This window comes from Nocardia sp. NBC_01388 (genome assembly GCF_045040085.1).
Lineage (GTDB): Bacteria > Actinomycetota > Actinomycetes > Mycobacteriales > Mycobacteriaceae > Nocardia.
The window spans coordinates 2,307,236-2,329,991 of the sequence record NZ_CP109553.1 but is presented as its reverse complement, the minus strand read 5'-3'; the positions used below and the strand labels follow the sequence as shown (position 1 = coordinate 2,329,991).

Here is a 22,756-nt window from a genome sequence, read left to right as displayed (position 1 = left end):
GGCGGACTGGTGTGGCGCCGGGCTCGGTGGAAGGCTAAAACTTAAGGTCGACATGAAGTAAAGGGGAAATCGTGAGCACAATGCAGGATATGAAGATCGGGGATGCCGCGGCCGCGCTCGGCATCGAGGCGCATGTGCTGCGGCATTGGGAATCGGTCGGCCTGCTGCAGCCGTCGCGCAGTGCCTCGGGGCATCGCAGCTATGACGAGAACATTCTCGACGTTGCCCGGTTGATTCTGAAGCTGCAGCGAACCGGGCTGTCGCTCGGTCAGATTCGGCAGCTCGGCGTCGGTGCCCACGACGAGCGGCTGATCTTGATCGCGGAGAAACGCGCCGAGATCCAGGAGCAGATCGTCCTGCTGCGGGCGACGGATCGCTTCCTGAAGCACCTCGCCGACTGCCGGCACGGGGTTGTGGCCGAATGCGCCGAATGCTCGGACTTCAGTCGGGCGAATCGCAGACGCCGGCCGTTGCGCTGATTCAGCTCACAGCGTGGTGGCCACCACGGGTGCGCCGTGGGCGGGCACATGGGTGATATTGCGAATTCGGGACTGCTCGTCCGTGGTCCCGGCAGGCAGCGATAACCGGTAGTGGGTCAGCAGTTCACGCAGTACTGCGGTGCCCTCCATGAGTGAGAACCCAGCGCCGATGCAGCGGCGCACGCCGCCACCGAACGGCAGCCAGGTATTCGCGGCCACCGAACCGTCGAGGAAGCGCTCGGGCCGGAAGTCGGTGGCATCCGGGAAGCTGTCGGTCCGCTTGTGCGCCAGCAGAATCGACGTCGAGACGACGGTGCCGCGCGGCAGGTCCAGGCCACCGATCGTCATATCGCGAGTTAGCCTGCGACCGGTGGCGGCGATGACGGTGCGCAGTCGCATGGATTCCTTGAGCACCGCCTCCAGATATTTGTCGTCACCCTCGTGCGCGGCGGCCCGGGCGGTGTCCTGAATATCGGGATGCGCGGCGAGTTCGTGGCAGGCCCAGGACAGCGCCGAGGCCGTGGTCTCGTGCCCCGCGAGCAGCAGGGTGATGAGCTGGTCGCGCAGCTCCACATCGGTCAGTGCCGCGTCGGAAGGATTCTCACCGGATCCGACGGCGAGCAGCCGGGAGAGCACGTCCGCACGCTGATCGAGATCAGGATGCGCGCGGCGCTGGGCGATCTCGGTGTAGAGCAGCTCGTTCATGGCGTTCTGGTTGTCGCGGAAGCGCTTCCACGGCCCGAAGCCCTGCAGCCGCGGATACTTCCAGCCGAAGAAGAGTTGCATTCCCGCATATCCAGGCATCGAGGTACGGAATTGCCCTGCGGCCAAAGGGTTTCGGCCTACGGCCACCTTCCCTACGATTCCCTGAGTTTCCTGGGGATTCCCACCTTGCGGCTCGAAATTCCGAAATTCCGGCCCTCATAGTTGGAGCCGAAGATGGAGCGACGTTCCCGCACATTCCCGGAGATTCCCGCGCGACGAACCTGCTCGCCCCGGCATCCGCAGCGGCTCTCGCGGTCGGCCGAGCACGGCCGTCGCGCCCGAGCCGGCGCCGCGGCAGCCCAGCGTGTCGACTCATCGACACGCCAGCGAGATTCCGAACCCCGCAACCGATCGGCAACCCCAATCGGGGGCGGCATCGATGCAAGGAACTCTCCTCGTGAGCGCCCCACACATGCGCGAATGCCAATGGTGCGGGAACCGATTCGAACTCGTGTCCAGGCACTCCCCGGCTCTCTACTGCCGACGAACCCACAAGACCGCCGCCGAGAAGCGCCGCCACCAAAACCGCATCCGAGGCATCCGACCGTGTCCGGAGCCCGACCTGCCGACCGAATCCCACCGCGGCCATGCGATCGCCGCCGCAGGGCGCCTCGGCACCCGCTACGACGAATGCGTCTGCGGCAACTACCACGTAGCAGAAAGAGTAAGCCAGTGAGCGAAACCCAGATCCGCCGAGCGCGGCCCGGTGAGCGATGCACGTGCGGCCGGCAGGCCGTACAGGTGTTCCTCACCGACCACGGCGAGACCGGCTACTGCGGTCAGCCCGACGGCGGCAACCCCGGGCCGTGCGTGTTCTGCGGAAGCACGGAGCGGCACCAGGGTAGATGCCCGCAGTACGTGATCGCGGGAACCGCCATATGACCGCACGCGCCAAGCCGCCGCACGACAGTAGGCTGGTTCGTGGCGGTGGGGTGGCGAGGGGAAGCCCGTCGTAAGTCCGTGGGGTCGGGGGCCGACCGGGTCATGCCGCGCCGTAGCCGAGCGACACTGCGACTCCACCCACCGAACCCCACCGCCATCCACTGTTGGATTGGGCGGCCGCTATTTTCGCTGTTCAGAGCGCGGAAGAAATATTATAACCGGCTGATTAGCCGCCCCGCCGGGCTACGTCAGTGCGACGCCAGCCCTCGGCGCTCATTCCCGTCGCGGTCGGTCCACTTCCCGCCGGTGTGCCGGGGGCTGGTGCGCAGATGCTCTGCGTAGTCCGCTTGTGCCTTCTCAGGTCTGCCCGCGTGTACCGCCCACCGGCAGGCGGCCGTCTCGCAGCGAACGGTATAGACGGAGCCTGTCGCCTCGGCCAACGCCGCAGCGATATCAGCGATCGAGGCCTGGTCACTCATGGGTTCGATGCCCCGTAGTAGCCGTCCAGCATGACGTTCAGCTCTGCCATGTCGGGATGCTCGGCCATATTCCGATCCACTCCAGACTGGAATGCGTCGTGCAGACTCTTGCAGCTGGCGTGGAACTCGATCGCCGAAGCTTTGAGCCTCAGGGCCGCGGCGTGCATCTCGAACAGCTGCGCTTGGAGTCTCAGCAAGGCTGGGATCGGGTCGCTCATGGCTTCGATCCTGCGGGGTTGGTGTCGTGGTACTGGTGGCAGTTGCCGCAGTAGCGGTGCGTGATGTCCTGCGGGTTGTAGGACGTCCACTGGCAGACCGGGCAGGTGATCGAACACCGGGTGGTCGGGTCGTGCTGCATGGGTACCGCCTGCGCGCGTGGGAAGGGGCAACGGTGCCGCCCCGCGAGACCTTGCCAGGAGCCGGGGCGGCGCCGCTCTCATCGAGTGGATACGAGGATCCGCAACGATCGTACGGTGAACCGGCCCGGCCCCGAAACCTGTTACGCGGCGGCGCGGATGAACCGCACCTTGATAACGTGCACCGGTCAAACATGCTGATGTGATCGGTGTGGGTGATTACCCCCGAACGAGCCCCGGACCGACGCACGCGGTCCGGGGCTCGATTGGTGTGTGAGGGGCGGACGTAACACCTTGAGTAGCAGGGCGATTGACCAGCTGAAGCCCTGACGCGCATCCCCCTACGGGTCAGGGCTTCGCTCATGCGACTGGCAAAGTCGCATCGCCCGCTGGAGAGACGTCCACGAGACTCGGCTAGTACAGGTCCTGCCGTCGGCGCGTGATCTTCACGATTGCCGCCTCTGCCTCCGGTCCTGGCTGGGCGATCTCCGCCATTCCAGCCTTGGCGGCCTCATTGCCCGACCCGAACAACGGGACTGGTGAGGTGTAGTCGCGGATCGCCTCCGCGGTCTCGATGCTCAGTGTTTGGTCCATTACCCCGATGCGCACCGCCAGGAGCTCATCTCCGTCGTGGCAACCGGCCCAGCCGGCGCACACCCGACTCGCAGACGAACCGGAATCGTTCTGGTGACACAGGAATACGCCGGGTGGTTGTTCCATGGTCGGCCGGTCGTACGCGGCAAGCTTGGAGTACTCGGTGGCAGCCCAAATGCCGGACGGAACGTCCCGCCGGTAAGGACAACTGGCGCATGGGCGCGGCGCTGGCGCCCCGATGGCGTTCATTTACGGATTCTCTCTTCGGAGGGGGCCGCCCTGCGACCGAGTCGGAAATTCGGATTGGACCGGAAGCTGGGCGTTCCGTGAAGTCGTTGTGCCTCACGGGTGCCGCGCCCCGGCGCGTCTTGCGGCAGTCAAGCCGCGAAACGCTCGGCGGTGCGCTTGTAGGTGCGTCACCGGCCGTGACCTCCTCGAACCCATGCCGGTCGGCAAGATATGCGTATACCTCGATCGGCTCAACCTGCGGCGAGCGCGATCAGCGCCTGCGCGGTGCGCTTGTAGTGGGTCAGGCCGTCCCCGAGCGCCTGCCGGTCACGCGAGCTGTCGAGGTTGTACACCTTGACCTCGATCGGGTAACCGGTGTCGGCGACCTTCCATGCAGTGCGCGGTTCGTCGCCGTCATTGAGGGCGCGGAAGGCTTCGGTGACAGCGCGCCCGGCCGGGGAGGAGAAACGTGTGGCCAACTCGAGCTCACCGGTCGGGTCGATAGCGGCCAGGACGGGGGTGATGGTGGTCAGGGCGCCGGTGCGCAGCGCGGTGGTGGTGCTCAGCCCGTTGCGGGCCATGCACTCCGCCGGCGCCGCGAACATGCGCGCCTTGGTGATCATCTTGCGTCCCCTGGGAGTTGCCGCGGCGCGAGCGACGGCCGCTCGGGCGGCAGTGGCGGCACGACGAGCGAGAATGGCAGCGAATTTGGGCATGACAGAACCTCAATCAGGTTGGGGGAGTGGTGAAACGGCGTTCCGAGTGGTCAACACCGCGCCCGGGGTGTGCCGGACGCGATATTCACTACTGGGAGGTGGGGCGAGTCAGTGGGTTATCGCGACCTCAGTTCGTGTACCCAGTCCACAGCGACCAGGCCGGGGCCGAACACCTCCCACTCGCGGCGCCGACTCACTACCCCGAAGATCGGATGCTCACGTTCGTCCGAAACGATGACGAGTCCACGGGGGTATCGGGCCACTTGTTCTCCGGAACGGGTCCTGTTCAACCCGTAGCGACGGGTCGCGTTGACCAGATTGCGTACGGCGGCATCCTTCGAGCTGAATGGTGTGACAGTGCTTCGAACCTCGCCGTGGTTCGCGGAAACGGTGTCGACTACTGCCCATCCGGCTGTGAGGGTGTGGTCACTCATCCTCATCCCACCCGACCGGCCGCTTGTCCTCCGGCAGTGCCTCCACAGCCCGCGCAACCCGGCGGGCCGCAAGGCACATCAGCTCTTCGGTGTGCTCGACCTGCGCGGCCGAATGGGCGTGCTCACGCGGATCGAGCTGCGCCTGCACGTAGCAGAGGGCAGCATGCGCCAACTCGTCTCGGGCGGTGACGAACTCATGCATCGCCGCAGCGTTGCGCTCGTACGCGTCCTGGGCGGGAACCAGGACACGGTCGTTGTAGGCCAGGGTCAGGGCTTCGTCACCCGGCTGTTCCTCCCCATAGTCGACGCGGTACTGGGCGTCCGCGAATTCCTCGGCGGTGGGGGTCGGGATGTTCTGGTCGGATCGGTCGCGGTCGAACATGTCGGCGAAGGTCATCAGGACTCCGTGCGCAGGATGTCGATGATTGCCAGGTAGTCGCCCCGGCTGAGCTTTTCCTCGAACTTGTCGACAGTTACGTCGTAGAGGTAGCTCTCGTCCGGTTCGCCCTTGGCGATGACGTCGTTGTACCAGGCCATCACCGGTGCCACGACGGCCCGCAGTTGGTCCAGCTTCTGTTCGGCTGTCGCATCATTCTTGGTCGGCATACTCGTATCTCCTTGTGTGGTAGAGGTTTCCGTTGTCAGAGGGCGGGGCGGATGACCCACTCGAATTCGGGTGCGGTGACGCTGCCACCGATCTGGGCGCACATGACCCCTTCGGTGTTCGCGGGCCATACCTGCAGTCGTGCGCCCTCGAGGTCCTCACGGACGATGTCCATACGGTCGCGCATGCTGTGCGCTGCGGTCAGCCAAGGCAGGTGGTAGGCGACCGTCTCGAAGGTCTGGGTGAACCGGTCGTATTCGAGCAAGTCGAAGACGGGCGCGGCGGTGGTCATGCGAATCTCCTGGCGCGAGGCGGTTTCTAGCGGTCGAGGATCTGGCAGGGCTCGATGCTGGCGGTGCGGTGCCCGACTGCGACCCAGACACGCTCCAGTTCCCCGTTGTCGTCGTAGATGGGGTACACGATCTCTCCTTCGACCTCAAAAACACCGTGGATCCGATCGTGGTGGTCGAACCGGATGCGGTCGCCGATGTTGAGGGTCATCTGAGTCTCCTTGCGTGGGAATCGGTTCTAGCGGGCAACGCTGCACCCGCCGGAGCGGGCATGACGCAAACGATCAGAAACTGGTTTCCAGGGCGAGCATGCGCGCCCACCGGCGGAGGTTCCGGCTGGTGAGGGGGAGGCTGAGCCGCTGGATCTGGGCGATGACCTTGCTGGCGAAGGCGCTGTCGTATTCGTGGCCGGTGAGGAACCAGTGCGCCTCGCTGAAGTCCATTTGAATCCCCTTGCCTCGCTTGCTGATACGACTACCTTACAACGTCACGTTGCATATCGTCAACATGGCGTTGCAAAGTTGGGATACCGTTGTGGGGTGACGGAGTACATGAGCGCCGCAGACTTCGCGAGGTACCACGACCTCGACCCGGGAACCATCCGCCGCTACAAGCACGACGGCCGGCTGCCCGAGCCCGACGCCGTGATCGGCATGGAGGACACCGAGCGTCAGCATCACGGCTGGCTCCCGAAGACCGTCGAGGCGTGGCAGCGCCCAGGGCAAGGCGCGAGAACAGACCTTCAGCAAGAGTGAGCTCGTGAACGACAAAACCGACCGCAGTACCATCTACCGCATTCTGGAGAAGCCATGACCAACCCCGACGAAGGCGTCACGTTCCTCGTGAACCGCCAAATCGGCCGTCACACTGGCCCATTCACTACACGCTTGGATGCCCTGCTGGCCTTGAGCATCGTTGAGCGGTCGGGCTGGACACCGATGGGCAGCAGCGAGTTCGACGCATATCTCGAGGAGCCACGCTCGTGACTACCCCGGACTTCCTGTCCCGGTTGACCGCCGGCCTCGCCGAGGAGGAACGGATCGCGCACTGGTCAACCCAGGGTCCAGCACGCCTCGAATACGACTGGGAACCGGTCATGTACGAGCACCCGCGCGACGGGAACGTGGAGACCGTCGCGGACTCCAGCGGCGTATTCATCGCTGAGGGACTCGGCCGCACCTCCGACCACGTTGCCCGCCAAGATCCTGCGTCCACGCTGCGCCGGGCGGAGGCGATGCGGAAGGTGCTCCGCCGATACGAGGAGGCGGAACGCGATTCGGTCCTGTCGGATCGCGACGCGGGCTTCGAAGCTGGGATGTATGCGGCGATCGAGGCCCTGGCCGACATCTACCCCGAGGACACCGGCCAGACGGAGGAGTCATGAGCGCCACGGACATCGACCTCGCCGAGGTGCGTGATGCTGTGCAACGCTTCTACGACGAATCGGAAGACGGTGAGCAGATCGCCGAGATCACCAACGTCACCGAAGGCACCGATACCAGCGGCTCGTGGATGTTCGCGATGTGGCTCAACACTGACGGCGAGGTGGGGATCTTCCAGCGCCGCATGACCGTGTCGGAAGTGCTTGGCGGCCCGGACATCCCATGGCACGAACGGCAGTACCGTCAGCGTATGGCGGACAAGCTGGCACGCCGTGAGCGGGCACTCGCCAGCGTGGAGGCTGGACTTCCGGGTGTGGACGCTGCGGCTGCGTTGCGCAGGCTGGCCGAATACTTGCGGCGGCAGATCGCGGATGACGCCGCGGCTGAAGAGGATTACGCGAATTGGGCCTTCGGCTCGCCCGCGCCCGCACCGAAGCGCACGACCAATGATGCCGATCGGTCCGGCCTTGAGTTGGCCATGCTGATCCTCGCCGACGAGACGGAAGGGACGAACTCGTGAGCCCGGTCGGCAAGACCGGCAGCGAAGGGCGGGCCTGGGTGAAGCTGGAGCAACCCAGGCCGCCGAAAGTGGTTGACGAGATGACGTATTGGATCGACCCGCCGCCCGAGCTGTCCGCGCGCTGTCAGTACTGGGCGCGCCAAATCCATCGCGGCTGGCTACCGAACCGGCGCATCTCCATGCACGGTTACCACCCTTCGGCGGACTGGTACGGCGTCTACAGCTTCGGAGAGGATCAGCAGCATGACCGGTGACCGCAGCATCGAGAAGACACTGGGCATCGTGATCGGTGAAGCCCGGCAGACCGCTGGCCTCACCATCCAGGAAGCCGCCGACACTGCCGGGATGGACCCCATCGTCTGGCAGATGATCGAGGAAGGGCTATCTCGGATCGACACGCAGCAGCTCACGTTGATTGCGGAGGCGGTCAGGGTTCCGGCAGAGGATTTATTGCGGGCGACCGGAGGAATATCGTGACCATCGAGGAGTTCATCGAGGCCCGAGCGACCGCGCGGGCAGCGGACGTCGACACGATCACCTCCGCGCTGTTCCACGCCGAGATGGACCGCCGCGGGACAGGACCGGGGTGCGCCAGCTTCGGCAGCGTCTGGTCCCGCTCCGAACGCACCGCAACCCAGCTGCTGGCCATGCCCTCGACGGCTCGCGAGCTACCCGAATCCGATCAACGTGCCCTAGCCGCCATCTGGTCCGAACACCCGGACTACCGGCAGGATTGGACAGCATGACGATCGAGGAGTTCATCGAGGGCCCGCGCTCCGTCACCGCGCCTTCCCCGGTCCACCTCCTCCCGGGTGGCGCGTTCACTCTGTCATCACTTCTGCCGCCTGTTTATTACTGGAAGCCAACTGCGAACCGACAAGTGGACGTCCGTCTGGGCTGTCGATGGGGGAGGATCGAAGCCATGAGCTTCAATCTGTCGTGCATGTACTGCGGTGGAGCGATCGCGGTGTGTGAGAAGCACTGGACCATCGATGGCAACATCATGGAGGTTGCCGGTGCCACGTCGACCGGGTATCGCCACATCGAAGGCCCGGACTCGCCTCGTGATCACGGCGCGTACCCAGGCGATGAGGTTAATCGTCGCAGGCTGTCCGATCAGCCGCCAAGCACCGCGCAGATCCGGCGAGGCCCCACCGGGCGGCGCTGAGCGGGAGGATTCAACCCATGAACGACCAGACCTCGATCGCTGAGATCGCCGCGGCGTTGGCCGAGGCGACAGGTTCCGTCTATACCGTTCGCTGCGAGACGGCCGCCTGCCGGTGGGCGGTACACGCGGGCAGACCTGAGAAGGCACAAGCGGACTACGCAGAGCATCTGCGAACTAGTGCTCGACATACCGGCGGTGAGTGGATAGACCGTGACGGGAATGAGCGCCGGGGACTCGAGTTCATTGGGTCGAATCCATGAGCGACGAGCCAAACTACGCCGCGACCACCAACGACCTGGACCTCTCGGGCGTCTTCCCCAAGAGCAGGACGATCGACGGCGCGTGGTGCACAGTGGATTTACTGGAAGCGTTGCAGGGCAGGGACATTGAGACTGCAAAGGGTGTGCTGAACGACTGTGATGCGCAGGCTACGGCCTTGGCCTGCGCGGCGTTGGTGGTGATACTGGCGAACCGTGATCCCACACCGATGGACGAGATACTGGCTGGCTTGCGCACAAACCTTCCCGTCGAGGGTATCGACAGTCCCTGAGGTCAGCGGCGCCCAGTCGTACGCCAACGCCCGGCCGCCGCACGATCCATTCCCGCTGCGCCCGCTCGCGCTCTTCGTACATCACCGCCACGATGGCCGGCGGTGGTTCGGCGGCCGCGGTTGTGTAGGGCCGGAACTCGATTGGTTCATCCATAAATGATCTGACGCGCCATGTAGGCAACGGGTTCCGCCCGCGCGCGATTCGCTACCATTCGCACGTGAGTTCGAAGCGCCGCCTCTGGTTCCGGCACCCCGACGGCACCGCGATCGACTCCGACGACCTCGTTGAAACCGAGAACGGCTGGGTCCGACCGGCCCCGATCTTCTGCCCCCGCGGCCATCTCTACCTGCCCGGTCGAACTGTCGTCGGTTGGCAAGCATGCCGCGGAACCAACACGGACGGCAGCAGCTGCGACGGTCATATCGGATACCGGTGCGCGGAGTGTGGTGAGTCGATCCGCCGGCCCGAACCAGGACCCACATGCGAAGCGGTCACATTCGACGAACGGCGACCTCGAGGTGGTGACAGTGGATGACGACGAACTAATGTCTCCGCAGCAACGCGAGCTGCTGCGCGAGGTCATCATCGCGGTGGAAAACGGCGCCAGCGACGTCTATTCGGCGGTCGCCCGAAAGTTCGATCCACCGCCATCTCACGAGGACGTTGACACCATCCTGCGGATCCTCGGCCTCGAAGCGGTCGACTACCAGCAGGGGGAACCGGTGGCCGCTGTAGTGGGCCGCATTCTCGACCTCCTGGAAGCCGTCGCGGAGGGCGAGGACATCGAACCGCGACCGTCGGATATGGACGACCGCTACTGAGCGGTGTCCTCGGCGCGCTGATCCATCCAGCCGTACGGGTTGTTGCGGGCTGTGTCGTCCAGGCGCGCGAAGCACGCCGGGCACAGCATCCAGTTGTCGCCCGTCGGGTTCGTCTTGCAGTTCGTGCACAGTTTCACATCGTCAGCCACCGGAGGATCGTAGCCAACCGCGGTGAAGCGCTCAGGCACCGAATTCGGCGCGGCGCGGGGACAACCCAGCACACACCGACCGGCGGCCTGATGAGCGACGACCGGCCGCGCCCCGCGAATAACAGCGCGCCTCGCCACTCCGCGAAAACGGCTCAGCAGGACAGTCAGCCCTCCAGCGACGGTCAGTGCCGCCGACTAGGCTGCCGATCATGGAAGGGCAGATACCTGTCCCGCTGCGCACGCTGATCTTGCTGGTGACCGCCGCCCGCAACAGCGGCACCGACCCCTGGACGGCGGTGCAGGCCGTGGTGCGCCCAGCCCCGTCGGCGGAGGTCGTGGCCGCGATCGAAGCACTGCTCGATTCCCCCGAAGTGGCCCACGAGCCGGGGATGCCGGCGCGCGTCGTCTTCGCACGCATCGCGCTACCTGCAACTTAGGCGCGACTCGAGATCTGCGGCGTATCGGCGTACTCTCGCATCCGAAGTCGAAATATGTGGTCCCAAGCAACGACCTGTAGTCGGAAGCCGGTCCGGAAATCCCCCCTCCGCGCCCGGCTTTCGGCGTTTCTGGGGCGACGACTGGGCGCATCGGCGACTCGGTGGAATCTGGTTGGCGCGTGAGGGTGTAATCGTTTACAGTCGCGCCGATACAGCGAGCAACGGTGTGGGCGGGCCGGATTCGGTCGGTTACCACTTCTAATGGAGAGGTGCGGGTTCGAACCCCGTCAGGAGCTTGCTCCTGTAGCTCAATTGGCAGAGCACTTAAACCCGGTCGGAACACCACGACCGCCTCACCTACGCTCGCTCGGACGATTGAGGACGGGCCGGAGCGCATCGGTTACCTGCTGTGGACCCCCGGTGCACATTCACATGCCCGTCTCTTAGTCCCGAAAGTAATGGTCAGCTGAAGGCGGGCCGGAGTTGATCGGTTAACTCAAACGGGTATTCGCAGGTTCAAATCCTGCCGGAGAGCTCGCTCTTCGTAGTCAAGCGGCCAAAGACGCCTGTCCCAATCCCGGTCGGTGACAACACGCCCGCCTTCTCTGCCTACCCACATGCCCTCTGTGGAGGGCCGAGCCCGAGGAACGCCATGGACGCACTGGCAGCGATCAACCTTCGCGCGACCCCGCAGACCGAGCGGGCCGATACGCGGCAGGTCCCCAACAGTGCCGGCGGTTTCACCTTCGAGGTGACACCAGAGGTTCGGCTGCGCCGGTTCCTGACACTCGGCACCGACGGTGGAACGTACTACACCAACGCTGCGGACCTGACGAAGGAAAACGCCGCTGTCGTGCTGGATTTCGCGCGGAACCGTACCGCGGACCTGGTCGCAGAAATCGTCACCATCTCCACCGCTGGCCGGGCACCGAAGCAGAACACCGTGCTGTTCGCACTCGCCGCCGCAGCATCCCTGGGTGAGGTCGACGGCCGCCGCACCGCGCTGGATGCGCTGCCGTTGGTGGCGCGCACCGGAACCCACCTGTTCCTCTTCGCCCGGTATATCGAGCAGTTCCGCGGCTGGGGTCGAGGCCTGCGCCGCGCAGTCGGAAACTGGTACATCGACAAGACAGTCGATGACCTGGCCTACCAACTGGTGAAGTACCGGTCGAGGGAAGGCTGGACCCACCGGGACCTGCTGCGCCTCTCGCACCCGGAAACCACCGACGACACACGCGTTCGCCTGTTCGACTGGGCGTGCGGTCGCGGCGAGTCCCTCGATGGGCTGCGCCTGGTCGAGGGGTTCCAGCGTGCGCAGGCGGCCACCGTCAGCGAGATTCCCGGACTGGTGCGCGAATACCGCCTGTCGTGGGAGATGCTGCCCGACGCCGCGTTGAACGAAGCTGGCACGTGGGAGGCACTACTGGACAACGGGATCCCGCAGACCGCTCTGATGCGGCAGTTGCCGCGGCTGACTCGGCTCGGCCTGCTCACTCCGCTCGGCGCGCGGACCGGGAAGGTCGCCGCGCAGCTGGCCGACGCTGACCGGCTGAAGAAGGCGCGCGTGCATCCGGTGAATGTCCTTGTAGCGCAGCGCACCTATGCATCCGGTCATTCGGCGCGCGGTGAGAGCACCGGGGATCCGTCGCGGCCGATCGTCGACGCCCTTGATGCCGCCTTCTATGCGGCGTTCGACGCGGTCGAGCCAACCGGGAAGCGGCACCTGCTCGCCTTGGATGTGTCCGGGTCGATGACCGCAGCCATCTCCGGGCTGCCCCTCAGCGCCCGGGAAGCATCAGCGGCATTGGCATTGGTGACCGCGTCCACCGAGCCCGAGTACGACATCGTCGGATTCACCTCGGCGCGCGGTTTCATGTCGGGCCACGGAGTCAGTCTCACCCGGTTGCCGATCAGCCCACGTCAGCGCCTCGACGACGCGATCCGCACGGTGAGCAATCTGCCATTCGGTGGCACCGATTGCGCACTGCCGATCCTGTACGCGCTCCAGAACAAGGTCCAGGTCGATGTTTTCGCCTGCTACACCGATAACGAGACCTGGGGCGGCCAAATCCATCCGCATCAGGCACTGGCGCAGTACCGACGCGAGGTCAACCCGGAAGCGAAGCTGGTCGTCGTCGGTATGACCGCAACGAATTTCACGATCGCCGATCCGTCCGACGCCGGCATGCTCGACGTCGCCGGATTCGACTCTGCGGTTCCGAACCTGCTGGCCGACTTCGCCCGGGGGCTGTGAGGCGTCCCTGTGGTCTCTGATATCCGGGCACAGCAAGCCCGAGAACACCACCGCCTCAGCATCGAGACCGGCGAAGTGGCCGACCGGCACCGAACCGCCCGCAACGCTCTGATCCGGGTGTTGCGGGCTGACGACCCGACACGGTGGACATATGACGCTCTGGCGAAGGCCGTCGGCTGCTCCCCGGAATTGGTTGCCGCCGTGGTGAAAGGGCGAGTTCCGTGAACGCGCCGGATTCCTGATCAACATCGTTGGAAGCGCTCGACCGAGGGAAGGAAACGCCATGACGGACACGGGCAAGACTCTGATCGCTGTTCTGCTGGACCGCTCAGGCTCGATGGCCGCGGTGCGCAGCGACACCGAGGGTGGTTTCGATCAGTTCATCCGTGATCAGCGGGAGAAGCCCTGCACCGCAGCGGTGACGCTCGCGCAGTTCGACAACGAATACGAACTCGTCTACTCCGATGTCCCCGTCGCCGATGTGGCGCCGTTGAAGCTGGTGCCACGCGGCATGACCGCGTTGTACGACGGGATCGGGAAGCTGACGACCGACATCGGTGCGAAGCTCAGCGCAACACCGGAAGACGAACGCCCGGGATCGGTCCTGGTGGTGGTGCTCACCGACGGGCACGAGAACGCGTCCAGCGAATGGACACACGACGCAGTCCAGGCATTGATCCGACAGCAGCAGGACCAATGGAAGTGGACGTACCTGTTCCTCGGCGCGACCCTCGACGCGGTCCAGACCGGTGTGAGCATGGGAATCGCGCGCGCCAATTCGATGCATTACTCGACGAACTCCACCCGGGAGACCTTCGATGTTCTGTCCCGGGCGGCGACCAATGTCCGAGGCGCCGGCGCATTCACCGGATTCTCCGACGCCGACCGTAAGGCAGCTGCAGGCGGAGAGTGACACGCACATGAACAGGCCCTACGGCCCACCGCAATCCCCGCGGTGGGCCGTAGTTGTGTGGCGGCTCGGAACCGTCAGCGAAATCGCTTAGCCTGCGGCCATGGGCAATCGCATCGGTCCGTGTACCTTCCCGAACTGCGCTGACCACCACGGCGCCCCGTACCTGACCAGCCTCGGCATGTGTGAACCGTGCCAAGCCCGGTTCGCGCGGACGCTCGGCTGGTTGGTCATGGACTGGGTGGGCATCCACACCGCATTACCGATGCCCGCGCGCCGCGGCCGGCAGGAACGGCGAACCGCGCAGAAGGTGTTCGGGCATCCCGCCGAATGGGCGTCCGACACTGCTGCCGAGATCGGTGCGGTGCTCAACGAAACCCACGACAGCCTCGCTGAATATCTCGGTGAAACCCCGCCACCTCACCCGGGGATCACCGAGAGGTTGCGGGTGCGTGCAGCATGGAACTACCTCGAATGCCGGATCGACAAGCTCGCTCTCACCGACTTCGGTGGGGATGCTGCCACCGAAATGCGGGACCTGCACAACCAGGTGCGTTCCCGGCTCGGCTTGACCCGTCCACGGCAGCTTCTGCCGACCCCGTGCCCGGTGTGTGAACTCCGAACATTGTTCCGGTCGATCGATATCGGGCGCGATTACATCGAGTGCGGTGGTTGCGGGCATGTAATCGGTGAAGAGCATTACCCGTTCTATACGCGGATGGTGCTCGACACGATCTTGGACAGTGCCGCCTGATCCACTACACATGTTATCTTCGTGCCAGAGCAATACGTATGCCCCAACGAACCCCAGCTGCCTGTCCAGCTGGGGTTTTGCCGTGAAAGGGGACCTGGATTGGCTGGCGCAGCACTCGACAACACGGCCGGAATCGAAGACCTCATCACCGCCGCGCAAGCCGCGAGCTTGTGTGGGGTGACCATTGCGGCGATAACCAACTGGGTAGCGCGCGGACACCTCAAAGAATCTGGTCTCGATGAGCGAAACCGCAAGCTGTACAAAGTGATCGACGTCGCGAAAGCAGAACGTGCCACCCGCGACCATCCGGCTGCACGTAACCGTTGGGCGTAGCCTCCGGCGCCCCGCAGAATCTTGCAGCGTGTCAGCAGTCCATCGAACCTGAAGTCCCTGCCCGGATTCGGCTCGTACCCTGCTGCACGCTGCAACACCTCGATCCGGACCTCAATCGGCAGTGCCATCCTGTGTCGCGGCCGGCCGGACGATCTTCAACGCACTCGGGCGTGACATGACCGGCGCGACGCGCGCAGCAACCTGATTGGCGCTCATGTGCTGCCGTGCGGCACGCATGGTGCGCCGTAGTCGTTCGTCGGCCGCCTGCACTGCACGCACAGCAGCGTCGAGGTCCAACTCGGCGCGGTCATGGTCGTTCATCATCGGTTCCGATCAGTTCGTCGATGCGGGTCTCGCGACCCTTGACCCACAGCTGTGCCAGCCGGTAGTTGTCCGATGTTTCGTCGGCGCCGGCATACGGGTTGCTGGCGGCCGGGTCGGTCGCGGACTGGACGCCTTCCCAATACGCGTGGCGCATGTCCTCTGCGCGGCTCACCGCAAGAAGTCCGCACGGGCGGCGCGCAGCGCGTTGGCGCGTGAGGGAGACAGGAACTCGGCCCGGTACTCCGCAAGCGAGGTACGGCCGTTGGTGTCCCACCAGGCGCGCAGTTCTTCGCTGGCCATCTTGGTGGCGCGAGCCTCGCTGCCGTTCCACAGGTCGCGCGGGTCCATGTCGGCGCGCTCACCGGCAGCCGACAGCAGGTAGCCGTTGGTCGCGCTCTCGGCACGCAACCATTCGGTGTACACGTGGTCGCGGAATGCCTTGCGGGACAGTTCATCGAACGAGCGACCGGTGTAGCCCTGCGCGCGCAGGTGAGCGATAGCGGTGCGGCGCCGCTGAGTTTCGACACGCACCCCGTACGCGCGCTCGGTGGCTTCCTCACGCGAGGTACCAGCGGCGATCAGCTTGTCGTAGGCAGCCTCACGACGGGCCACGCGGGCGGCGCGCGCCTTGGCCAGCCGGATGCGGTGCTGGTCTTCGATGACGAGCCGGTCGAACAGCTCGTAGTCCTCGGTGCGCAGCGCGCCCTCGATAGCGGCGACGAACTCCTCATCGGTGAGGTGAGCGAACTCGCGGGTCTTGCTGGCGGGGGCGGTCTTCGTTGTCATGCCATTAGACTACGGTCAAAACATTGACCAGTCAAGAAATTGACCAGTAAATCTGTTGACCACACTCGCCCGGATGGATGTTCCGGCATCAACCCGACACAGGAGCATCCATGCAAAACATCTCCATCGGCCGATACAGCGACAACGAAGGCATCGTCCACCGCGGCGAGTCCGGCGAGATCGAGCGCATCGAGAAGAATTACGCCGGCTGGATCGAAGGCGCTCGAGACGACGGCTCGACCTGGATCATGTGGCTCGATGCTCATGGCAATCCCGAGTGCTACTGGGGCCGAAGGGACGCTGATGGTGGCGTGATCGGCGACCCGGTGTTGCTCGCTCCCACCCTTCCGCAGTAGTCGGATCCCACCGAAGGCCAAACGAAAACCCAATTTGGCCCAAGTTTGGGGATGCCGATTCCTCACGATCCTGGAGCCGTTATGCCGGGAATGATGCGCTGGTCCTGCTCGCGTGGCTGCTGCGTACGCGGCGGCCGGAGCCGCGAGAACCGGGACTGGCCACGCACCGAGCGAGCCCAGCTCGCACCGTGGGAGTCCTGGGCCGGCGACGTTCGCAATCCGATTGGCCCGCATTGGCGGGAACCGCAGTGGCTTCTGTGTGGGTACTGGGGGACCGTCCGGGAGGCCGACGAATTCCTGAACCGGCAAGCAGCCGAGTGGCTATCGAGGAGTGCCTGATGTCCGAGTACGCGACCGGCGGAATCATCCCGGGTTCGCACGACCGCGGCGATGACGCGATTCCGGCGCTCCTCACCGTCGGCTGCACGTACTACTGGCCGGCCGACTACCGATCGCCCGGCTACATACCGCCGAAACCACTGGCCGACTGGATGATCAACGGCCGCCGGTACCGGCAGGTCGCATGCACGCATTCCGGAATTAACGCAGATGGAATCGAGTGCCACGACATGGTTCTCGCCCGCGTAACCGAAGTCCAACCGCCAACGGCTATTTCGGAACCATCCGGGAATTACGGACCGTTGCCGCACTGACCTGCGGCGATCTATTTCAGATGTATCCGGAGGAGTCCTGATGAAGATGGCCGGCGCGCTCAAACGCGCACAGGACATCGCACTTGCCCAAGGCTGGACCGATCGGGGATGTCTCCCTGAGCCGTTGGGGCAGCTTGTGCGGGACTACTACGGCTCAGCCAATCCGGCACCACTCGATTGGCACGATGCCGCAGGAGATCGCTGATGACGCAGGAGATTGGCCCGGACACCTCCGACGGCTATCACACCTTCGCTGAGCTGTACCACTACCGAATGCTGTACAACGCCTTGCTGTTCAACGAGTGGGCGGCCGCCGGGAAGTTCGACGTTCACAAATCAGTCCGGCACTCTGATGGATCGGTGTGCTTCGACGGGCGATGGTTCGTTGTCGTCGCACAGCTGCCGACTGGGCAGATCACCAACCATTATCTGATCGGCGACAACAGCGTCGACTGGTACAAGTTCCGCATCCCGATCCGCAATGCCGCCGCCGAGTGGGATGGCCACACCCCGCAGGAAGCCGCGGAGCGGATGGCCGCATGGCTGGACCAAATGCCAAGCCCCACTTTCCCGGACGTGCCGGCTGATCTCGTTCACGTCAGCACCAAGGAGTCCTGATGGCTGCAACACCTTCGGAGATCACCGCCGAGCTCCTGATCCGATTCCCAGGCTCGAAGGAACCCACGGTGGTCGGCACGGTGACGATCCCCGTGAGATTCGAGCTCGCAGAGGACGGCAGCGTGAACGTCACCACCGATCTCAGCGTTTTCGCGCGCATCGCAAAAGCAGCCGAGGAGTCCTGATGTCGATCGAAGGCTTCGCTGCCGCATGCGAACTGATCGAGAAGAACATGCTCGAAGCCATCGAGCGGGTCGCCACAGACCTCACCGCCCACCTCGGCCTGCCGCCGGAGGTCCGGGATCACATCCACGCGACGCTCGCGCCGTACGTCTCTGCCTTCGCGATAGCCCTCGGAACGTCCCTGGCCGCCGGTGAGGCGCCGGAGCAGTTCGAGGCCCGGATGGCCGCCATCAAGATCGAGGAGCCCTGATGCCCTGTCTCGCCTGGATTCAGTCCCTGTTGCACCCACCGGTCCGGAGCTTGGAGTTCTGGGCGCCGCTCCACGTATGGCCGCTGTGAGCGAATCCGCGAAGCTCCCCATCTCCAGCCCGCGCAGCGACACCATCTCGCGTGACCGGTCGAAGGACATGGTGCTACGTCAGATCGGGTGGCTCGGTCACCATGACGGCACTGTGTACGCGCTCGGTGATGACCCGCTGTCCGACGGCCGCGAGCGTGGCGGCATCTCGCCGCTGTACGAGACCGTCGGCATCTGGAAAGACTTGGGCGAAGGTCACTATGGCATCAAGGACTGATGTGAGCGAGGTCGTCCTGATCGGTGTCGATGGATCGCGCTGGGTGATCACGGGCAGCGACGCTGAAGGTGTCCAGCTGTGCGAAGGCGGATGGTCGTCGTGATCGAGGCGACGGTGGGCGCCGGTGAATTCGTCATCCGCGCGGAAGACGCCAAGCGTGCGCGTTTCGAGTGCGACCACTGCGGGCGCACCGCTGGCGACTTCGAGGGCGGGTCGTCCGGGATGAGCACGGGCGCGGGCGAGGTGTACCGCTTCTGCCATCCCAACGCCCACGACCGCCCGGACTGCTACCGCCTGGTGACCGTGTACAGCGAGCAGATCGGCAGCCGTAAGCCTGGCGGTGCGAACCGCGATGAGCCGGACTGGAGCCGCCCGCATGCGTGAACCACGTAGGTGGTTAGCCGGCCGCCTGATCCGCCTCGCGCAACGCATCAACCCGTCCAAGCCCACCGAATACCCCGTGCAGGACTTCGACATCCACATCGGGTCGCTCGGTGGCGATCTGAGTAGCTATGAGACCGCGATACGGGCGACCAATCTTGGATACGGAAGCCGGTCCCGGTGATCCATCCAGAGCCGGATGCCGAACTACTGGTGTCTCAGTTCCGGTGCGAGATCGAGGCAGCCGATGCGCAACGCGGTTTGCGTGCAGCATATTTCGACGCCGACGAGCAGTTGACTGAATTGAACCGCGATCTCCGCGAATCCCGAGGCTGGAACTGATGCCGCAAACACGTACCAAGGAACTCGAAACCGAGATCTGGGCGGCGATCGGCGAGCTCCTCGCCAACCGCAGCCGCGGCGAAGTCCTGCTCGACACATCCTTTTGGACCGCAAAGGATATCCGCGCCTACAACAGTGCCTACGAGGCAGTGCGGCTGGCGATCGAGGAGAAGGCCGGCGCCGCACCTGATGCCACCGCCCCGGGCTACAAGACCTGGAGCAAGGGCAAATGGTGACCGGAAACCATCTGGACGCGTTGGTTGTTCGCGAGGAAGTCCTACGCGCGGGCGACCACGCCGCAAAAGCCCAGGAAAGTACTCGATAACTGCAGGTGGCACACATGCGTGACCGTCTCGACTCCGTGTGGCTCCGGCTCGTCTCCTACCTGGTTCACCGCTGCGGCATCACCGGCCGCTGACTCAAGCCACGTTTAATCCCGGCGGCCGCCATTAAAGGTTTCGGCCGTTTTGTTTAATCCCGCTCTGGAGGTCCGTCATGGCCGCTCTGCTCCCCATCATCGCGAACGCACTCTGGGATGTGGTGTCCGCGAACAACTTCGCGATCGTCCGCGACGCCTTCAACCTGATCTCGACCGGTTCGGGCGCATGACCACGACGGAACCGACTGAGAAAGGTCGTGTGTTCACTTCCACGATCGAACTCGTCGAATTCGCCGATGGCATCTATCTGCGCCATCTCCCGGTGAAGGCGCCGAAGGGGTTTCGTGACATCGACATCCGGTGCGCCCACGCAATCCCCACGATGATCTACAAGCCCGATGTCGGCTACCGGATGCATTGCAGTCTGGTCGGTGAAGTTATCGTGCAACGCTGCGCCGCAGAGGGTGACGCGCCGACCTGTGGCTGCTGGGTTCTGATCGCACACGGTGAGATGGCCATGGGCGGCGATTCGTATCTCAACGGAGTGCAGGTCAACATGACCTCGATGATCATCGGTACAAGGCCGTAGCGGAGTACGCAGACCCCATGGCTGAGTCGTTCGGTGGGCTCATTACACGGGTCCAAAACCTCCTCTTCGATGGAGTCGAGGAGCCGATACGCGAATTCGCCGAAGCCGTCGCAACAATGGCGCCGCTCCACCACACGACACTGCGGTTCGAAGCATGGTGCGAATGTCCTGAATGCGAACGGCATGCCTGCCACTGGCTGCGAGCGCCACGCACGGATCCGATCCCTGATCTACCCGAAGTCGCGCCAGCGCCCAGCGGCATGGCGCTGTGGTCGTCGCTGTACTCCAACACGGTGCTACTTCCGTTGCCGGAGCCTTCCGAGCCCCGGATGAAACCCAACCCGGAAGCCGCGTTCGAAGTGATTCGAACCTGTGTGGCCTGCGCACATGAGTGGGGGATGACCTGATGGATGGCTTCACGATCGGTGACCGCCTCGACGCCGACGCTCTGAACGTATTGCGAACGAAAACCGCCTCCGCAGAATGCAACCCACGCGATGAGGGCATCCAAGCCCGCCAGAATGCCGCCGTCGCGACATATATCGACTTCACCCAGCTCGTGGACAGCGCTCGTGCTCCGAACTGGTTCGAGGCGCGCTGCGGGGTCTGCGGAAGGTCCGCCACCGGTTCGGAATCGGCTGTCGAGGACTGGGCGAACGAACATGTCGCTACTTGCGATCATGCGCTCACCTGCGATTAAGGGCGAGCCGTCTCCGAATTGAACGGGGATCGAGGAGCTACCTCGGGCTCCAAACGCCACACGCGGATTTGAACCGCACCCACCAGGGGACTCGCCGCACCGAACATTACGCCTCCAAAAACGCCTCCCAGAAAGATCTTCCATGCCGACCAAAACCGAAGTGTCCAACACCGCCTCCTCGGGCGGCATCGGCTTCACCGGCGCGCTATTCATCGCATTGCTGGTGCTGAAGCTGACCCATACCGTCTCGTGGTCGTGGTGGTGGATCACCGCGCCCGTCTGGGGATCCACCGCTCTGGTCGCACTGCTGCTGACCCTCACCGTCGCAGTGGCTTTGGTCGCGAAAGCTTCGCGTTGAACGGATCGGCGACCGGCAGCATTGCGGCGGAACCCGATTGGTGGACTACGCCCTGGCATCGAAACAACCCCAAGGCGCCGATCGGCCCCACACAGCGCCGGCTACTCGGCTACCTCGCCGCCCACAGCGACCAGGACTTCATACTCGGCGCTCTGGCCAAGGCACTCGAAATCCACCCATCTCGCGCCTCTTCAGGATCACACGGCCTGGTCAACCGTGGCCTCGCCGAGGTCACCACACCCGCAGGTCCGGGCAGCGTACGGAGAGTGCGGATCACTGCCGCTGGCATCGCCTACGTGCAGGCCAAGGACGCGACACAGGAAAAAGGACGTGCCTCCCATGAACATGCTTGAGACCCGCTACGCCCAGCACATCCTGAGCGGCCTCCAGGGCAAAGCGGTCTACCAGGGTTCAGTGCCCGAAGGTGTTGTCGCCCAGCGGCGGGCCGTGAACCGCCGCGCTCGGGCAGCGCGCAGGATCAACAGGTAGCAGCGGGCGCCGTGATCGCGAACCCGTTCCGTGCCTGGCGTCAGCGCCGGGAGTATCGCGCCTACGAGGCGCGGCAAGCCCAGTACACGGTGTTCGCTGCCGATCTCACCGGGTGGACGAACACGCAGCTCATCCGCAGTGCGATGACGTTGTCTGACCCGCACGAAGCCGAACTGTGCATGGCGGAGTGGGGTGCGCGGCTACAGGATCGCGTGGTGCTTGTGCGTCATGCGGCGGCCGACTCGTGACCGCCGACAACGCGAACCGGGTCGAGGTCGCGTCCGGCCACGACCGGGCCGCAATAGTCCGGGAACTTCTGCAATTCCAGGAAGTCCTGGATGTGGTGAACCATTCGGGGGTGGTGGGGTTTGAGCCCGACAGTCTCGAGGTGTCCAAGGCCTACGCCGATGGTCTGCTGGGCTGTGACGTTTCCACGGTCTCGGCAGTTCGGCTGGTGCCGGGGGTAGTGGGAGGTCTTCGAGCGTATGTGCCGCTCGCGTTGCTGAAATCCATGGTGCGCGTGTCGGACGACACGCCGAAAGGTGCTCTGTAGACGCCCAGTTCACAACGGATTCGCCGGTATGTTTTGTGACAGATGAGGTTTCAGACATGAACGCCTGGTTCATCTACCTACTCATTCAACGGCTACTGCACCTCGTGCCGACCGGTGGCCGATGACGCCCTGGGAAGTCACCTACGACAACCGATCCCAGAACCCCGAAACATGGTCCGAAGGCACCGACAACCTCGAAGCCGACACCATGCTCATCCGCGACGGCGCCCTCAAATTCACCAACGAAGACAGTGACGCTCCTGTCGCGGTGTACGCGCCCGGGTACTGGCAGAAAGCCAAACGCACCACCTAACCCCCAGACGGCCTCACCCCTCATGTGTGTCTCCCGGTCGGAGGCGTCCGG

At 64.5% G+C, this 22,756-nt stretch carries 46 protein-coding genes; 32 read left to right on the top strand and 14 right to left on the bottom strand.

Annotated elements, in window-relative coordinates:
• The first annotated feature begins 80 nt into the window (after positions 1-80).
• Positions 81-479, top strand: coding sequence for a MerR family transcriptional regulator (locus OG716_RS11265; RefSeq protein WP_405139629.1), 399 nt, complete (start codon positions 81-83; stop codon positions 477-479).
• A gap of 6 nt (positions 480-485) precedes the next feature.
• Here OG716_RS11265 and OG716_RS11260 read toward each other — a convergent pair whose 3' ends face one another.
• The 10 genes from OG716_RS11260 to OG716_RS11215 form a co-directional block, all read right to left on the bottom strand.
• A complete protein-coding gene (locus OG716_RS11260) occupies positions 486-1,283 on the bottom strand; it encodes a cytochrome P450 (RefSeq protein WP_405137580.1) in 798 nt (265 codons plus the stop codon).
• Positions 1,284-2,601: 1,318 nt separating this feature from the next.
• Complete coding sequence (locus OG716_RS11255; RefSeq protein ID WP_405137579.1) at positions 2,602-2,823, bottom strand: hypothetical protein; 222 nt, start codon at positions 2,821-2,823, stop codon at positions 2,602-2,604.
• Entirely contained in the window at positions 2,820-2,963 is a 144-nt protein-coding gene (locus tag OG716_RS11250) for a hypothetical protein (protein ID WP_405137578.1), read from the bottom strand. Before OG716_RS11250 ends, OG716_RS11255 begins: the two co-directional genes overlap by 4 nt.
• Positions 2,964-3,375: 412 nt before the next feature.
• Positions 3,376-3,804 carry a DUF6283 family protein gene (locus OG716_RS11245; RefSeq protein ID WP_405137577.1) on the bottom strand — a complete coding sequence of 143 codons (429 nt, stop codon included), beginning with the start codon at positions 3,802-3,804 and terminating at the stop codon, positions 3,376-3,378.
• Between the two features lie 230 nt (positions 3,805-4,034).
• Positions 4,035-4,499 (bottom strand): hypothetical protein, encoded by a 465-nt coding sequence (locus OG716_RS11240; protein WP_405137576.1) that lies wholly within the window; start codon positions 4,497-4,499, stop codon positions 4,035-4,037.
• 426 nt (positions 4,500-4,925) lie between these two features.
• The gene (locus OG716_RS11235) at positions 4,926-5,330 is read right to left on the bottom strand and encodes a hypothetical protein (RefSeq protein WP_405137575.1); all 405 of its coding nucleotides are present in this window, start codon (positions 5,328-5,330) and stop codon (positions 4,926-4,928) included.
• On the bottom strand, positions 5,330-5,539 hold the full coding sequence (locus OG716_RS11230; protein WP_405137574.1) for a hypothetical protein: 210 nt from the start codon (positions 5,537-5,539) through the stop codon (positions 5,330-5,332). The genes OG716_RS11235 and OG716_RS11230 overlap by 1 nt, the downstream gene beginning before the upstream one ends.
• A gap of 35 nt (positions 5,540-5,574) precedes the next feature.
• The gene (locus OG716_RS11225) at positions 5,575-5,829 is read right to left on the bottom strand and encodes a hypothetical protein (RefSeq protein WP_405137573.1); all 255 of its coding nucleotides are present in this window, start codon (positions 5,827-5,829) and stop codon (positions 5,575-5,577) included.
• 26 nt (positions 5,830-5,855) lie between these two features.
• Entirely contained in the window at positions 5,856-6,038 is a 183-nt protein-coding gene (locus OG716_RS11220; protein WP_405137572.1) for a hypothetical protein, read from the bottom strand.
• A 73-nt stretch (positions 6,039-6,111) separates the two neighbouring features.
• On the bottom strand, positions 6,112-6,270 hold the full coding sequence (locus OG716_RS11215; RefSeq protein WP_405137571.1) for a hypothetical protein: 159 nt from the start codon (positions 6,268-6,270) through the stop codon (positions 6,112-6,114).
• 96 nt (positions 6,271-6,366) lie between these two features.
• Here OG716_RS11215 and OG716_RS11210 point away from each other — a divergent pair, with 96 nt between their 5' ends.
• The 10 genes from OG716_RS11210 (at position 6,367) to OG716_RS11165 (ending at position 10,269) form a co-directional block, all read left to right on the top strand.
• On the top strand, positions 6,367-6,582 hold the full coding sequence (locus tag OG716_RS11210; RefSeq protein ID WP_405137570.1) for a hypothetical protein: 216 nt from the start codon (positions 6,367-6,369) through the stop codon (positions 6,580-6,582).
• Between the two features lie 54 nt (positions 6,583-6,636).
• Positions 6,637-6,813, top strand: coding sequence for a hypothetical protein (locus OG716_RS11205; RefSeq protein WP_405137569.1), 177 nt, complete (start codon positions 6,637-6,639; stop codon positions 6,811-6,813).
• The gene (locus OG716_RS11200) at positions 6,810-7,211 is read left to right on the top strand and encodes a DUF6221 family protein (RefSeq protein ID WP_405137568.1); all 402 of its coding nucleotides are present in this window, start codon (positions 6,810-6,812) and stop codon (positions 7,209-7,211) included. The genes OG716_RS11205 and OG716_RS11200 overlap by 4 nt, the downstream gene beginning before the upstream one ends.
• On the top strand, positions 7,208-7,729 hold the full coding sequence (locus tag OG716_RS11195) for a hypothetical protein (protein ID WP_405137567.1): 522 nt from the start codon (positions 7,208-7,210) through the stop codon (positions 7,727-7,729). The genes OG716_RS11200 and OG716_RS11195 overlap by 4 nt, the downstream gene beginning before the upstream one ends.
• Positions 7,726-7,983 (top strand): hypothetical protein, encoded by a 258-nt coding sequence (locus tag OG716_RS11190; protein WP_405137566.1) that lies wholly within the window; start codon positions 7,726-7,728, stop codon positions 7,981-7,983. The genes OG716_RS11195 and OG716_RS11190 overlap by 4 nt, the downstream gene beginning before the upstream one ends.
• Positions 7,973-8,206 carry a helix-turn-helix domain-containing protein gene (locus OG716_RS11185; protein ID WP_405137565.1) on the top strand — a complete coding sequence of 78 codons (234 nt, stop codon included), beginning with the start codon at positions 7,973-7,975 and terminating at the stop codon, positions 8,204-8,206. The genes OG716_RS11190 and OG716_RS11185 overlap by 11 nt, the downstream gene beginning before the upstream one ends.
• Complete coding sequence (locus tag OG716_RS11180) at positions 8,203-8,475, top strand: hypothetical protein (protein WP_405137564.1); 273 nt, start codon at positions 8,203-8,205, stop codon at positions 8,473-8,475. The genes OG716_RS11185 and OG716_RS11180 overlap by 4 nt, the downstream gene beginning before the upstream one ends.
• On the top strand, positions 8,472-8,897 hold the full coding sequence (locus OG716_RS11175; protein ID WP_405137563.1) for a hypothetical protein: 426 nt from the start codon (positions 8,472-8,474) through the stop codon (positions 8,895-8,897). Before OG716_RS11180 ends, OG716_RS11175 begins: the two co-directional genes overlap by 4 nt.
• A 256-nt stretch (positions 8,898-9,153) precedes the next feature.
• Positions 9,154-9,447: a hypothetical protein gene (locus OG716_RS11170; RefSeq protein WP_405137562.1), complete on the top strand. Its 294-nt coding sequence runs from the start codon at positions 9,154-9,156 to the stop codon at positions 9,445-9,447.
• Between the two features lie 528 nt (positions 9,448-9,975).
• Entirely contained in the window at positions 9,976-10,269 is a 294-nt protein-coding gene (locus OG716_RS11165) for a hypothetical protein (RefSeq protein WP_405137561.1), read from the top strand.
• Here OG716_RS11165 and OG716_RS11160 read toward each other — a convergent pair.
• Positions 10,263-10,418: a hypothetical protein gene (locus OG716_RS11160; RefSeq protein ID WP_405137560.1), complete on the bottom strand. Its 156-nt coding sequence runs from the start codon at positions 10,416-10,418 to the stop codon at positions 10,263-10,265. The genes OG716_RS11165 and OG716_RS11160 overlap by 7 nt on opposite strands.
• 209 nt (positions 10,419-10,627) lie before the next feature.
• Here OG716_RS11160 and OG716_RS11155 point away from each other — a divergent pair, with 209 nt between their 5' ends.
• The 5 genes from OG716_RS11155 to OG716_RS11135 all read left to right on the top strand — a co-directional run bounded on the left by OG716_RS11155 (position 10,628) and on the right by OG716_RS11135 (position 15,106).
• The gene (locus OG716_RS11155; protein WP_405137559.1) at positions 10,628-10,855 is read left to right on the top strand and encodes a hypothetical protein; all 228 of its coding nucleotides are present in this window, start codon (positions 10,628-10,630) and stop codon (positions 10,853-10,855) included.
• Between the two features lie 652 nt (positions 10,856-11,507).
• Positions 11,508-13,109 carry a TROVE domain-containing protein gene (locus OG716_RS11150; RefSeq protein ID WP_405137558.1) on the top strand — a complete coding sequence of 534 codons (1,602 nt, stop codon included), beginning with the start codon at positions 11,508-11,510 and terminating at the stop codon, positions 13,107-13,109.
• A 283-nt stretch (positions 13,110-13,392) separates the two neighbouring features.
• Positions 13,393-14,022, top strand: coding sequence for a vWA domain-containing protein (locus tag OG716_RS11145; protein WP_405137557.1), 630 nt, complete (start codon positions 13,393-13,395; stop codon positions 14,020-14,022).
• A gap of 100 nt (positions 14,023-14,122) precedes the next feature.
• The gene (locus OG716_RS11140) at positions 14,123-14,773 is read left to right on the top strand and encodes a hypothetical protein (protein WP_405137556.1); all 651 of its coding nucleotides are present in this window, start codon (positions 14,123-14,125) and stop codon (positions 14,771-14,773) included.
• A gap of 99 nt (positions 14,774-14,872) precedes the next feature.
• Positions 14,873-15,106, top strand: coding sequence for a hypothetical protein (locus OG716_RS11135; RefSeq protein WP_405137555.1), 234 nt, complete (start codon positions 14,873-14,875; stop codon positions 15,104-15,106).
• A 111-nt stretch (positions 15,107-15,217) separates the two neighbouring features.
• On the opposite strand, the gene OG716_RS11130 is transcribed toward OG716_RS11135, so the two are convergent.
• From OG716_RS11130 to OG716_RS11120, 3 genes are read right to left on the bottom strand one after another with little or no spacing between them, the layout of a single operon-like run.
• Positions 15,218-15,427 carry a hypothetical protein gene (locus OG716_RS11130; protein ID WP_405137554.1) on the bottom strand — a complete coding sequence of 70 codons (210 nt, stop codon included), beginning with the start codon at positions 15,425-15,427 and terminating at the stop codon, positions 15,218-15,220.
• Entirely contained in the window at positions 15,414-15,602 is a 189-nt protein-coding gene (locus OG716_RS11125) for a hypothetical protein (protein ID WP_405137553.1), read from the bottom strand. Before OG716_RS11125 ends, OG716_RS11130 begins: the two co-directional genes overlap by 14 nt.
• Positions 15,599-16,216, bottom strand: coding sequence for a hypothetical protein (locus tag OG716_RS11120; RefSeq protein ID WP_405137552.1), 618 nt, complete (start codon positions 16,214-16,216; stop codon positions 15,599-15,601). Before OG716_RS11120 ends, OG716_RS11125 begins: the two co-directional genes overlap by 4 nt.
• A 110-nt stretch (positions 16,217-16,326) precedes the next feature.
• On the opposite strand from OG716_RS11120, the gene OG716_RS11115 reads away from it, so the two are divergent.
• The 16 genes from OG716_RS11115 to OG716_RS11040 all read left to right on the top strand — a co-directional run bounded on the left by OG716_RS11115 (position 16,327) and on the right by OG716_RS11040 (position 22,705).
• Positions 16,327-16,572, top strand: a complete 246-nt coding sequence (locus OG716_RS11115) for a hypothetical protein (protein ID WP_405137551.1) — start codon at positions 16,327-16,329, stop codon at positions 16,570-16,572.
• A gap of 338 nt (positions 16,573-16,910) precedes the next feature.
• Positions 16,911-17,225 carry a hypothetical protein gene (locus tag OG716_RS11110; protein WP_405137550.1) on the top strand — a complete coding sequence of 105 codons (315 nt, stop codon included), beginning with the start codon at positions 16,911-16,913 and terminating at the stop codon, positions 17,223-17,225.
• A gap of 204 nt (positions 17,226-17,429) precedes the next feature.
• Positions 17,430-17,843 (top strand): hypothetical protein, encoded by a 414-nt coding sequence (locus tag OG716_RS11105; protein ID WP_405137549.1) that lies wholly within the window; start codon positions 17,430-17,432, stop codon positions 17,841-17,843.
• The gene (locus tag OG716_RS11100) at positions 17,843-18,028 is read left to right on the top strand and encodes a hypothetical protein (protein ID WP_405137548.1); all 186 of its coding nucleotides are present in this window, start codon (positions 17,843-17,845) and stop codon (positions 18,026-18,028) included. Before OG716_RS11105 ends, OG716_RS11100 begins: the two co-directional genes overlap by 1 nt.
• Positions 18,028-18,276 carry a hypothetical protein gene (locus tag OG716_RS11095; RefSeq protein ID WP_405137547.1) on the top strand — a complete coding sequence of 83 codons (249 nt, stop codon included), beginning with the start codon at positions 18,028-18,030 and terminating at the stop codon, positions 18,274-18,276. Before OG716_RS11100 ends, OG716_RS11095 begins: the two co-directional genes overlap by 1 nt.
• Positions 18,277-18,352: 76 nt before the next feature.
• Positions 18,353-18,601, top strand: coding sequence for a hypothetical protein (locus tag OG716_RS11090; protein ID WP_405137546.1), 249 nt, complete (start codon positions 18,353-18,355; stop codon positions 18,599-18,601).
• A gap of 78 nt (positions 18,602-18,679) precedes the next feature.
• Positions 18,680-18,985 carry a hypothetical protein gene (locus tag OG716_RS11085; protein WP_405137545.1) on the top strand — a complete coding sequence of 102 codons (306 nt, stop codon included), beginning with the start codon at positions 18,680-18,682 and terminating at the stop codon, positions 18,983-18,985.
• A 338-nt stretch (positions 18,986-19,323) separates the two neighbouring features.
• A complete protein-coding gene (locus OG716_RS11080) occupies positions 19,324-19,560 on the top strand; it encodes a hypothetical protein (RefSeq protein WP_405137544.1) in 237 nt (78 codons plus the stop codon).
• A gap of 369 nt (positions 19,561-19,929) precedes the next feature.
• On the top strand, positions 19,930-20,292 hold the full coding sequence (locus OG716_RS11075; protein WP_405137543.1) for a hypothetical protein: 363 nt from the start codon (positions 19,930-19,932) through the stop codon (positions 20,290-20,292).
• A 17-nt stretch (positions 20,293-20,309) separates the two neighbouring features.
• Complete coding sequence (locus tag OG716_RS11070) at positions 20,310-20,699, top strand: hypothetical protein (RefSeq protein ID WP_405137542.1); 390 nt, start codon at positions 20,310-20,312, stop codon at positions 20,697-20,699.
• Positions 20,699-20,992 (top strand): hypothetical protein, encoded by a 294-nt coding sequence (locus OG716_RS11065; protein WP_405137541.1) that lies wholly within the window; start codon positions 20,699-20,701, stop codon positions 20,990-20,992. The genes OG716_RS11070 and OG716_RS11065 overlap by 1 nt, the downstream gene beginning before the upstream one ends.
• 142 nt (positions 20,993-21,134) lie before the next feature.
• A complete protein-coding gene (locus OG716_RS11060; protein WP_405137540.1) occupies positions 21,135-21,350 on the top strand; it encodes a hypothetical protein in 216 nt (71 codons plus the stop codon).
• Positions 21,347-21,703 carry a hypothetical protein gene (locus tag OG716_RS11055; RefSeq protein WP_405137539.1) on the top strand — a complete coding sequence of 119 codons (357 nt, stop codon included), beginning with the start codon at positions 21,347-21,349 and terminating at the stop codon, positions 21,701-21,703. Before OG716_RS11060 ends, OG716_RS11055 begins: the two co-directional genes overlap by 4 nt.
• A gap of 147 nt (positions 21,704-21,850) precedes the next feature.
• Complete coding sequence (locus tag OG716_RS11050; protein ID WP_405137538.1) at positions 21,851-22,087, top strand: hypothetical protein; 237 nt, start codon at positions 21,851-21,853, stop codon at positions 22,085-22,087.
• Positions 22,084-22,392 (top strand): hypothetical protein, encoded by a 309-nt coding sequence (locus OG716_RS11045; RefSeq protein ID WP_405137537.1) that lies wholly within the window; start codon positions 22,084-22,086, stop codon positions 22,390-22,392. Before OG716_RS11050 ends, OG716_RS11045 begins: the two co-directional genes overlap by 4 nt.
• A 121-nt stretch (positions 22,393-22,513) precedes the next feature.
• Positions 22,514-22,705: a hypothetical protein gene (locus OG716_RS11040; protein ID WP_405137536.1), complete on the top strand. Its 192-nt coding sequence runs from the start codon at positions 22,514-22,516 to the stop codon at positions 22,703-22,705.
• Positions 22,706-22,756 lie beyond the last annotated feature (51 nt).

Coding starts and splice junctions, on each gene's coding strand:
- OG716_RS11235 (WP_405137575.1), bottom strand. CDS start 5,330: ATGACCTTCGCCGACATGTTCGACCGCGACCGATCCGACCAGAACATC.
- OG716_RS11150 (WP_405137558.1), top strand. CDS start 11,508: ATGGACGCACTGGCAGCGATCAACCTTCGCGCGACCCCGCAGACCGAG.
- OG716_RS11090 (WP_405137546.1), top strand. CDS start 18,353: ATGGCCGCTGTGAGCGAATCCGCGAAGCTCCCCATCTCCAGCCCGCGC.
- OG716_RS11225 (WP_405137573.1), bottom strand. CDS start 5,829: ATGACCACCGCCGCGCCCGTCTTCGACTTGCTCGAATACGACCGGTTC.
- OG716_RS11075 (WP_405137543.1), top strand. CDS start 19,930: ATGACCACGACGGAACCGACTGAGAAAGGTCGTGTGTTCACTTCCACG.
- OG716_RS11220 (WP_405137572.1), bottom strand. CDS start 6,038: ATGACCCTCAACATCGGCGACCGCATCCGGTTCGACCACCACGATCGG.
- OG716_RS11110 (WP_405137550.1), top strand. CDS start 16,911: ATGTCCGAGTACGCGACCGGCGGAATCATCCCGGGTTCGCACGACCGC.
- OG716_RS11265 (WP_405139629.1), top strand. CDS start 81: ATGCAGGATATGAAGATCGGGGATGCCGCGGCCGCGCTCGGCATCGAG.
- OG716_RS11255 (WP_405137579.1), bottom strand. CDS start 2,823: ATGAGCGACCCGATCCCAGCCTTGCTGAGACTCCAAGCGCAGCTGTTC.
- OG716_RS11145 (WP_405137557.1), top strand. CDS start 13,393: ATGACGGACACGGGCAAGACTCTGATCGCTGTTCTGCTGGACCGCTCA.
- OG716_RS11095 (WP_405137547.1), top strand. CDS start 18,028: ATGTCGATCGAAGGCTTCGCTGCCGCATGCGAACTGATCGAGAAGAAC.
- OG716_RS11170 (WP_405137562.1), top strand. CDS start 9,154: ATGAGCGACGAGCCAAACTACGCCGCGACCACCAACGACCTGGACCTC.
- OG716_RS11065 (WP_405137541.1), top strand. CDS start 20,699: ATGGATGGCTTCACGATCGGTGACCGCCTCGACGCCGACGCTCTGAAC.
- OG716_RS11120 (WP_405137552.1), bottom strand. CDS start 16,216: ATGACAACGAAGACCGCCCCCGCCAGCAAGACCCGCGAGTTCGCTCAC.
- OG716_RS11240 (WP_405137576.1), bottom strand. CDS start 4,499: ATGCCCAAATTCGCTGCCATTCTCGCTCGTCGTGCCGCCACTGCCGCC.
- OG716_RS11260 (WP_405137580.1), bottom strand. CDS start 1,283: ATGCCTGGATATGCGGGAATGCAACTCTTCTTCGGCTGGAAGTATCCG.
- OG716_RS11185 (WP_405137565.1), top strand. CDS start 7,973: ATGACCGGTGACCGCAGCATCGAGAAGACACTGGGCATCGTGATCGGT.
- OG716_RS11100 (WP_405137548.1), top strand. CDS start 17,843: ATGGCTGCAACACCTTCGGAGATCACCGCCGAGCTCCTGATCCGATTC.
- OG716_RS11115 (WP_405137551.1), top strand. CDS start 16,327: ATGCAAAACATCTCCATCGGCCGATACAGCGACAACGAAGGCATCGTC.
- OG716_RS11175 (WP_405137563.1), top strand. CDS start 8,472: ATGACGATCGAGGAGTTCATCGAGGGCCCGCGCTCCGTCACCGCGCCT.
- OG716_RS11245 (WP_405137577.1), bottom strand. CDS start 3,804: ATGAACGCCATCGGGGCGCCAGCGCCGCGCCCATGCGCCAGTTGTCCT.
- OG716_RS11070 (WP_405137542.1), top strand. CDS start 20,310: ATGGCTGAGTCGTTCGGTGGGCTCATTACACGGGTCCAAAACCTCCTC.
- OG716_RS11205 (WP_405137569.1), top strand. CDS start 6,637: ATGACCAACCCCGACGAAGGCGTCACGTTCCTCGTGAACCGCCAAATC.
- OG716_RS11040 (WP_405137536.1), top strand. CDS start 22,514: ATGACGCCCTGGGAAGTCACCTACGACAACCGATCCCAGAACCCCGAA.
- OG716_RS11230 (WP_405137574.1), bottom strand. CDS start 5,539: ATGCCGACCAAGAATGATGCGACAGCCGAACAGAAGCTGGACCAACTG.
- OG716_RS11250 (WP_405137578.1), bottom strand. CDS start 2,963: ATGCAGCACGACCCGACCACCCGGTGTTCGATCACCTGCCCGGTCTGC.
- OG716_RS11130 (WP_405137554.1), bottom strand. CDS start 15,427: ATGAACGACCATGACCGCGCCGAGTTGGACCTCGACGCTGCTGTGCGT.
- OG716_RS11215 (WP_405137571.1), bottom strand. CDS start 6,270: ATGGACTTCAGCGAGGCGCACTGGTTCCTCACCGGCCACGAATACGAC.
- OG716_RS11080 (WP_405137544.1), top strand. CDS start 19,324: ATGCCGCAAACACGTACCAAGGAACTCGAAACCGAGATCTGGGCGGCG.
- OG716_RS11105 (WP_405137549.1), top strand. CDS start 17,430: ATGACGCAGGAGATTGGCCCGGACACCTCCGACGGCTATCACACCTTC.
- OG716_RS11155 (WP_405137559.1), top strand. CDS start 10,628: ATGGAAGGGCAGATACCTGTCCCGCTGCGCACGCTGATCTTGCTGGTG.
- OG716_RS11140 (WP_405137556.1), top strand. CDS start 14,123: ATGGGCAATCGCATCGGTCCGTGTACCTTCCCGAACTGCGCTGACCAC.
- OG716_RS11195 (WP_405137567.1), top strand. CDS start 7,208: ATGAGCGCCACGGACATCGACCTCGCCGAGGTGCGTGATGCTGTGCAA.
- OG716_RS11060 (WP_405137540.1), top strand. CDS start 21,135: ATGCCGACCAAAACCGAAGTGTCCAACACCGCCTCCTCGGGCGGCATC.